We start from the raw sequence: 7,573 nt of genomic DNA on the forward strand, positions 1-7,573 counted from the left end.
CAATAAACTGCCATTTTATCTCAAAGGTCTTAAAGCTATGAAGCACATACAGAGTTTGGCCATAGTAAAGACAGTTAAAAATGGGATTTGGTTGTGTAACAAAATTCCCTAACCATTTTCTCATTCTAGTCCCTCACCTCGTAGCAATCAACTCGCGACTAAACTTCAACCAGGTGAGCGTAATTGCCATCCTTCACATAAAGATTGCAACTCTAAAAAGCCACGCCATAACACCGTAATGCCAATATTACTCTTCCTTCGATGACTTAAATAACCTCCCAAACGAGCGACTGCTTGGATCGCCCAAGCTATGGTTAAATCCACTGTACTCCTGTATTTGGGGTTTTACTGGCTTCTTCAAAGACTTCGGCGATGTCCCCTTCTCTGTCAAATACATGAATGATTTTTGGTCTTTTGCTCTCTGATTTAGCTGCTTCTAAGAGTTTCTCGACCTCTTTGAGGGCTTCGAGCCATTTATAAGATTCTTTCTCTTCAATCGGACGTTTTCTCGCTTCTGCTTGTTGTTTTTTCTTCTGTTTCTTGGTTTTTCTAGCGTTTGACTGTTTATGTTCTCGATGCCACAATTTTGACCAGAGTAATCCCATCGGTTGTCCATTGTCTGCATTGACTGCCAATGCACTATGTAATATTAGTCCATTTCCTCCGTTGCCGTTGTCAAATTTTGTCCTTGATTCATTCACTACCCAATCTTTGCTTTCATTATTCTATGACGCATTTTGCAATTGGGTTAGCGGGATGATGTTACACAACCTGCTTCTCCTCTAAAGATGCCGTGAAAAGTCAGGGCGATTCATGAGTCCGATAACATTTACCCTCTTCCCTGTTCTACTTTTTACAACTATTGTTTCGTTTTTTTCTTGCCATCCATAGGGAATATATGGGGTCAAGGAAAAGCCACTTTGGTCGAGATATCTCAGGTCTATTTCTCCGTTTCTCTCTTGCTCTATTAATTTGACCTACACCAAATATAACCATTAGCTGCTTGATTGGTAATCCTTGATAACTAAGTATCAAGCATTTGGCTCTATTTCTAACTTGATAATATTTGCTTTCTTTACTGATTCGCTGTAGTAGCTTGATATTTTCTGGGTTTAGATCTCGAATATATCTCATGAAGACACTATTTTAGCGGTTTCATCTTATTCTACATATAGGTAATTAATTTTGCATCGCTACTTAGCCTTTTTCAAAGTTGTAAGATATAACTAATAATTTATAACCAATTTTGGTTATATTTAGTTATAATTTGATATCCAATTATCTATAGGCTTTTAGGCGTAAAACTATCTACTAGTAGAATTAGTTTTACTAGAATCTTATTCCTAGGAAAAGTCAATATGATAGTTGTTATTGTAAAACGTAAAATTTTGATATACTTATCGTGCAAACTATTGATGTTATTATTAATATTCTAATACTAGAAGAAAGTCGTAGCAGTGATAATTTAGTTGTTTCTTTAATAGATAAACTTGACAATTGCAATTTCAAAACTATTAGCTTTAAACAAATAGTACAGGAATACAATACTTGGCAAGCTGCTTTGCCAAATGTCATCTTAATAAACTTAGATAAAAATAGTATAAATAAATCAAATATTTTATTAAAAATTTGCACTATTTTTCCCAATATACCGATTATTTTTATACTGGATAATGAAGATCTAAAAAAGCCAATTGAAAGCCAGAAGAAAGCTTTAGATTTAGAAAAAGTTGGCGTCCAAGATTATGTTATCAGATCGAACTTATCTACAACTTTTTTAAATAAGTCAATCGACTATATCTTACAAACAGCCAAGATGTCCAATAAATTAAAACATCTTGAGGAAATCAACTTACATTTAGAGTCACAGGCAAAAGAAACCCAAAAATTATTTAAAACTATAGTTGATTCTACTTTAGATTTAATCTGGACTATAGATGCTAACGAAAAATATACTTTTTTAAATCAATCTTGGTTAAGTTACACAGGTCAAAGTTTGGCTGAAGGATTAAAAGAAAATTGGCGCGATCGCATTCATCCAGAAGATTTAGCTGAATGTGTAGAAGTCTATAATTCTGCCTTAAAGAAATGCCAGGGGTTTAAAATAGAATATCGTTTAAGACGTTTTGATGATAGTTATCGTACGATTCTCAATACTGCCGTACGGCAACATAATGAGGAGGGAGAATTTGCAGGATTACTTTGTTCTTGTTCGGATATTACTCAACGAAAAATAACAGAACTAAAAATAGCTAAACAAGTACAAGTAGAGCGTATCTTAACAGATATTATTCAAGATATTCATAGTTCTTTAGATATCGATCTTATTCTGCAAACAGCTACCGAAAAAGTCAATCAATACCTGTCAGCCGATCGGATATTTATTACCAAAATTATTAATAAAAATCAATTAACTTTACTCTTTGAATCTGAGGGTGGCAGCTTTTTTACAGGGTGTGATTTAACTAAAGCCAAGCAACTCCCAAATAAAGATCTTATTGATAACTTTACTAAATTATCTCAAGGAGAAATTATCGCCGCCAATAATATTTCCCTAACTACAATGATTAATATCGATAGTTACGATTTGCCGAGGGCATCATTTGCTTTATTGTTAGTGCCAATTATTGCCAACCAAAAATTATGGGGTTTAGTCTGTGTCGAGCAATATCTCCCTCCCCGATCTTGGGAATTAGACGAAATCAAACTTTTAAAACAAGTAGCAATTCAACTAGGGGTGGCAATCAAACAATCAGAAATGTATCGAGAATTAGAACAACTTGCTGTTATTGATGGTTTGACTAAAATTGCCAATCGGCGTAAATTTGATCGCTATTTAGCGACGGAGTGGAAAAGGCTAACCAGAGAAAAAAATCCTCTATCTTTAATTTTGTGTGATATAGACTATTTCAAATTATATAATGATACTTATGGTCATCAGGCTGGGGATCTCTGTTTGCAGAAAGTAGCTCAAGCTATTAGCAAAGCCCTCAAACGCCCCGCAGATTTGGTAGCCCGCTATGGAGGAGAAGAGTTTGCCGTCATCTTACCTAACACTGAGATTGGAGGAGCAATATCTTTGGCGGAACAAATACGGTTGCAAGTTCAGTCTCTGAAAATTCCTCACATCAATTCTCCCGTAGATCTTTATATTACTCTGTCTTTTGGCGTTTCAAGTTCGATCCCTTCTAGCGGATTGGGTTTTTATACATTAGTAGCCGCTGCCGACAAAGGTTTATATCAAGCCAAAGAATTAGGGCGCAATCGAGTTGTAAAATTTGACTTAAACGAATTTTAAATCCCTACTCAGTAATTAATATATGCCCACTGGATACACTTTACCTGTTTTTGCTTGTGCCAGTGCGATCGCAGCATTGCATCATTTACATCGAGATTCTCGATCGGAAACTGTAGAAGTGAATCTTATTCAACCTCCGAAAACAGTAAAGATTGAGATCGAACAGGTAGCATTGATAGATAATAATACAGCGATCGCCATAACTAAAAGCGATCCAGGGGATCATTTAGATATTACCCGCCATACTCCCATTTGGGCAAAAGTAAGTTTTTGTAACGATTCAGCAGCAGATCTGATTACAATTGAAGGAGGAGAAGGCATTGGAAAACAAAGTAGTAACGAAAATAAAACAGCAATTTATAGTTACGCACGAAAATTAATCGAAGAGAATCTAACCCCGCTGTTACATCCTCCAGAAAAAATAATTATTACGATTATTTTACCTGAAGGAAAAAGATTGGCAAAACGTACTTCCAACGAAGCCTTTGGGGTAGTAGAAGGTTTATCTTTATTGGGTACAACAGGAATTGTGCAACCTTTAGTCGCCCCAGATCGATTAGAAACATTCCAAAATCAAATCCAAGAAAAAGCAGCATTATTTGATGAATTAGTTTTTTGTATCGGCGAAAATGGCATTGATTTAGCCCAAAAATCGGGGATCGATCCCCAAAAAATTATTAAAACTGCCAATTGGTTGGGTTCGATGTTAGTTACCGCTGGAATTGCTGAGGTAAAATCAATTTTGCTCTTTGGCTATCATGGCAAATTAATCAAATTGGCTGGTGGGATTTTCCATACCCACAATCATTTGGCTGATGGCAGACTAGAAATCTTAACTGCATACTGTGCCAAACTTGGCTTACCCCAAGAATACCTCAAGCAAATTTTTGACTGCCCTACCACCGAAAATGCTTTAGATATATTGAGGGAATTAGATTTAACCAACAATACCAAATGGGTAGAGAAAGTCTACGGGCAATTAGGCGAAGCGATCGATTTCAAATCTAGGGAATATATTCGCAAATATACCGAGAAAAAGCTCTGTGTGGGGTCGATAGTATTTGATCGCCGTAGAGAAATAATTCATAAGAGCAATAATGCCCTTCTTTTGCTAACTAAATTGTGTTAGTCTAATGGGAATATATATTTCTCTTAATCACTAGGTAGTAGCTCACAAGCATACTAACCCATCAGCTACAAAGTTGGTATAAAAACTTAAATTTCTTCACACTTTGTTACGTAAATTACTTACACAGACTTCCTAGAGTATAGTGACTATTCAGACAGAATCAATCTCCCCCAGCAACCAGACTTTATCTCCTACGTCTTTACTAGATAAAGCTAATCTTCAAACGATAATCATTATTGATTTCGGTTCTCAATATTCTGAGTTAATTGCTCGCAGAATTCGCGAAACGCAAGTATATTCTGAAGTTTTATCTTATCGAACTAGTCCAGAAAAGCTGCGTGAAATCAACCCGAGAGGAATCATCCTTTCTGGAGGACCAAGTTCCGTATATGACGATCTTGCACCAAAATGCGACCCCGAAATTTGGAATCTAGGTATTCCCGTTTTAGGAGTGTGCTATGGAATGCAACTAATGGTCAAACAACTGGGTGGAACAGTTGAAAAAGTCAAGTTAGGAGAATATGGTAAAGCAGAACTATTTATTGAAGATCCCACAGATCTACTAACTAATGTAGCCAACGGTTCGACTATGTGGATGAGTCATGGGGACTCTTGTACTAATCTTCCAGAAGGTTTTTCTGTGCTTGCTTATACCAAGAACACTCCCTGTGCTGCCATTTCCAATCCCGATCGCAAACTATTCGGAGTGCAGTTTCACCCAGAAGTAGTACATTCTGAAGGAGGAAACGCTCTAATTCGCAACTTTGTCTATCATGTCTGTGAATGCGAACCTACCTGGACTACAGAAACTTTTGTTGAAGAATCAATTAAAGATATTAGAGCAAAAGTGGGGGATAAGAGAGTATTACTGGCTCTTTCTGGTGGAGTAGACTCTTCTACCCTAGCATTTCTTTTACACCAAGCGATTGGGGATCAACTCACTTGTATGTTTATCGATCAAGGGTTCATGCGTAAAGGCGAACCCGAAAGATTGGTTGAAATATTTAAAAATAAGTTCCATATTCCCGTAGAGTACGTCATGGCTCGCGATCGCTTTTTAAAGCAAGTGGATGGCGTGACCGATCCCGAACTCAAACGCCGTCGTATCGGACACGAGTTTATTCAAGTATTTGAAGAAGAGTCAAAAAAACTAGGTCCCTTTGATTATTTAGCACAGGGTACATTATATCCAGATGTAATTGAGTCTGCCGATACCAATGTTGACCCCAAAACAGGGGAAAGAGTCGCAGTTAAAATAAAAAGTCATCACAATGTAGGTGGTTTGCCTAAAGATTTGCGTTTTAAACTAGTCGAACCCTTACGAAAACTATTTAAAGACGAAGTGCGGAATGTGGCACGTGCCATTGGTTTACCCGAAGAAATCGTTCGTCGTCATCCTTTCCCCGGCCCTGGTTTAGCCATTAGAATTGTCGGAGAAGTAACTGCCGAAAGACTGAATATTTTGCGGGATGCCGACTTTATTGTCCGCGATGAGATTAGCCAGCAAGGTATGTATCACGACTATTGGCAAGCTTTTGCTGTCTTGTTACCCATTCGTAGCGTCGGGGTTATGGGAGATAAGCGCACCTATGCCCACCCTATAGTATTGCGCTTTATTACTAGTGAAGATGGCATGACTGCTGATTGGGCGAAAGTTCCCTACGATCTACTGGAAACCATTTCTAATCGTATTGTCAATGAGGTGAAAGGAGTTAATCGGGTAGTTTACGACATAACCTCCAAACCCCCTGGAACAATCGAATGGGAATAAGAATAAGAATAAGGTTATTTCCATAAAACAAAATACCCTTGAAAGTAGGGTGGGCAATGGGTGATCGAAGAAATACGTGGGGACTTGGGGACTTGGGGAATAACTCCCTACATCCCTACTCCCCTGATTCTCTACTTCATTACCTCCTACTTTCCCACAGTAAATTTCGTTCACCCGTGGGCAATACTCAATCTTAACTTTAAGTTTTTCAGCAAACCCTAAATAGTCAATTTATAGCAATTTGATTAGTGTTTCAACTTGATGAACAGTTGCGCTTGATTTTAGGCAGTCTTTCCCCTGCACCATCAGTTCGATATGCCGTCAAAATCACTTCCCCCAAGTCGGTTATTTCCACACCTCTGGCTGGCTGAATTTTACCCTGTGCTGTTTCTATAGGTTCAGGAATAGTTTTAGCGGAAGTAGATTCCCCATTGACTGTGACATTGAGAGAATTTAAGGGTAATCCTGGTTCGGGAATAACACCACCTTTGCCAGTAATATTTAGTCCATTTTGAGCTGCTGATTCTCGGTTGGCTTCACAAGCTTGTTGGCTAGTTTCTTCTGGCACAACTACACTAGTCGGTAATTCCGTTGCACCTTGAACGGGATTCACATCGGGGGTATTAATCGTAACCTCTCCATCAAGATTGAATTGAGAACTAGCATCAAGATCATTAGTTCCATTTCCTTCTCTTGCTCTACCTTCCCGAATTCCCAACAAAGATTCAGCATTAATATCTATATTCCCTCCATTTCCTTGCTGTGCGCTAGCAATAATATCGTTACCATTACCGCTACTAGGAAAAGCAATGATAAATCTGCTATCAATACTTAAATTTCCTCCATCAGCATCATTTAAAGCTTGAGCAGAAATGAAACTATTATTGCGTAAAGTTATATCTTCAGAGATTTGCAAATTGATATTTCCACCTATACCTAATGGAGAAGTTCCATCAATATTTGAATCGTTGGCTAGGTTAATAGATTTGGCTGTTATGTTTAAATTTCCAGCTTCACCATTACCTAGACTTTCAACAGCTATTTCTGCACCATTAACAATATTTATATTTTCTGTACTGATAATATCAATAGTACCGCCATTACCTGTGCCTTCTTCTGAAACACTTGCAGTAATGGAGCTTCCGCTATCGATAGATATATTATTGCTAGCGTTAATCGTAATATTTCCTGAATTTATATTGTTGTTAGTTGACGCAGTTAATTGACTTTCATTAGAGAGAGATAAAAAGTCTGTTTGAATATTGATATTTCCTGGAATGCTTTGACCAACTTCTCTCTCAAAACCATCAAATTCGGTAGATATAAGTACTTAGGCAAAATTAATTACATATTCGTGACCAAAATTATCCAGCAC

Annotated in this window: 6 protein-coding genes and 2 pseudogenes; 4 read left to right on the forward strand and 4 right to left on the reverse strand. The window is 37.5% G+C overall.

Translation table 11 applies throughout. The annotated features are described in order from the left end of the window. Window positions 1-165: 165 nt before the first annotated feature. The 3 genes and pseudogenes from I4641_RS22830 to I4641_RS24470 all read right to left on the reverse strand — a co-directional run. A complete protein-coding gene (locus tag I4641_RS22830) occupies window positions 166-324 on the reverse strand; it encodes a hypothetical protein (RefSeq protein ID WP_229642888.1) in 159 nt (52 codons plus the stop codon). Window positions 325-326: 2 nt separating this feature from the next. Then, window positions 327-671 (reverse strand): annotated as a pseudogene (locus I4641_RS22835) (IS4 family transposase); the annotation flags it as partial. 307 nt (window positions 672-978) lie between these two features. After that, window positions 979-1,134, reverse strand: a pseudogene (locus tag I4641_RS24470) (IS630-like element ISMae24 family transposase); the annotation flags it as partial. Window positions 1,135-1,816: 682 nt separating this feature from the next. Here I4641_RS24470 and I4641_RS22840 point away from each other — a divergent pair. The 3 genes from I4641_RS22840 (at window position 1,817) to guaA (ending at window position 6,198) form a co-directional block, all read left to right on the forward strand. Next, complete coding sequence (locus tag I4641_RS22840) at window positions 1,817-3,298, forward strand: diguanylate cyclase domain-containing protein (protein WP_229642890.1); 1,482 nt, start codon at window positions 1,817-1,819, stop codon at window positions 3,296-3,298. A 22-nt stretch (window positions 3,299-3,320) separates the two neighbouring features. After that, a complete protein-coding gene (cbiD, locus tag I4641_RS22845) occupies window positions 3,321-4,427 on the forward strand; it encodes a cobalt-precorrin-5B (C(1))-methyltransferase CbiD (RefSeq protein ID WP_229642891.1) in 1,107 nt (368 codons plus the stop codon). 163 nt (window positions 4,428-4,590) lie between these two features. Further along, window positions 4,591-6,198, forward strand: a complete 1,608-nt coding sequence (gene guaA / locus I4641_RS22850; protein WP_229642894.1) for a glutamine-hydrolyzing GMP synthase — start codon at window positions 4,591-4,593, stop codon at window positions 6,196-6,198. A gap of 253 nt (window positions 6,199-6,451) precedes the next feature. Here the strand turns inward: guaA and I4641_RS22855 are convergent, their stop codons facing one another. After that, window positions 6,452-7,114, reverse strand: coding sequence for a hypothetical protein (locus I4641_RS22855; RefSeq protein ID WP_229642892.1), 663 nt, complete (start codon window positions 7,112-7,114; stop codon window positions 6,452-6,454). A 1-nt stretch (window position 7,115) separates the two neighbouring features. Between I4641_RS22855 and I4641_RS22860 the strand changes: the two genes are divergently transcribed. Further along, on the forward strand, window positions 7,116-7,424 hold the full coding sequence (locus I4641_RS22860) for a hypothetical protein (protein ID WP_229642893.1): 309 nt from the start codon (window positions 7,116-7,118) through the stop codon (window positions 7,422-7,424). Window positions 7,425-7,573 lie beyond the last annotated feature (149 nt).

It is taken from the genome of Waterburya agarophytonicola KI4, assembly GCF_020640915.1.
In the GTDB taxonomy this organism is placed as follows: domain Bacteria; phylum Cyanobacteriota; class Cyanobacteriia; order Cyanobacteriales; family Xenococcaceae; genus Waterburya; species Waterburya agarophytonicola.